Origin of the sequence: Streptomyces sp. NPDC058650 (genome assembly GCF_042717315.1) — a bacterium.
GTDB lineage: Bacteria > Actinomycetota > Actinomycetes > Streptomycetales > Streptomycetaceae > Streptomyces.
Window position 1 is genome coordinate 1 of record NZ_JBHXRL010000087.1, and the last position, 1,091, is coordinate 1,091.

General features: G+C 73.0%; 1 protein-coding gene. It reads right to left on the reverse strand.

Annotated elements, in window-relative coordinates; translation table 11 throughout:
* Positions 1-1,091 (reverse strand): phytoene desaturase family protein (gene crtI / locus ACFWWU_RS37440; RefSeq protein ID WP_384153738.1); only part of this gene is annotated, 1,091 nt, incomplete at both ends.

Consider the following 1,091-nt stretch of genomic DNA (forward strand, 5'->3'; position numbering starts at 1 on the left):
GAGCACGAAGAGGTTCTCGTGGCCGGCGGGCGCCACCGAGGGATCCGTCGCGCTCGGCCGGCACACGTAGAGCGACGCCGGGTCGGGCACCGAGGGCGAGCGGCCGAAGATGCGGTCGAAGTTCGCCGCCCAGTCCTCGGTGAACAGCAGCGTGTGGTGCCGCAGCTGCGGGAGTTCGCCGCGCACGCCGAGCATGACGAGGACCGCGCCGGGGCCGGGGTCGGCTCGGCGCCACGAGGCATCCGACCGGCTTCTCGATGACGGTGGCAGCAGCGTCGTCTCGGTGTGATGCAGGTCGGCGGCCGAGACGACGTGGTCCGCCCGGGCCTCATGCGCCGCGCCATCCCGATCGACGTGGACGACGCCGCGCGCCGCACCCGACTCGACGGTGATGCTCGTGACCCTGGCGTTCGTCACGATGCGCACCCCGGCCTGCTGCGCCAGCCGGGCGACACTGTCGATGACCTCGCGGAACCCGCCTTGCGGGTAGAACACGCCGTCGTCGAGGTCGAAGTGGCTCATCAGGTGGTACAGGCTCGGCGCGGCCGACGGCGAGGTGCCGAGGAACACGGCGGGATAGCCGAGCACCTGGCGCAGGCGCGGGTCGCGGAAGCGGCCGGCGATGAAGCGGTCGAGGGGCTGCAGCAGCAGCCGGCCGAGGCGCCCGATGCGCCGCAGCACCGGCGGCACGAGCAGGGTGCCCGGCGAGGAGAAGTCGTTGTAGAGGAAGTGGTCGAGCGCGAGACGGGTCGTCTCCCCGGCCGAGTCGAGGTACCGCTCGAGGCGGCGCCCGGCGCCGGGCTCGATCGCGTCGAACGCCGCCGCCGCCCGTGCCCGGTCGGACGCGAGGTCGAGCGGTTCGGCCCGGTGCTCGAAGAACACGCGGTACCCGGGCTCCAGCCGCACGAGGTCGAGCTCGGCGGCGGCGCTCGTGCCCATCAGTCGGTAGAAGTGCTCGAACACCTCGGGCATGAGGTACCACGACGGGCCGGTGTCGAAGCGGAAGCCGCCCGCGTCCCACCGCCCGGCGCGACCGCCGACGGTCTCGTTCGCCTCGTAGACCGTGACCGTGTATCCGTCGCGGGCGAGCA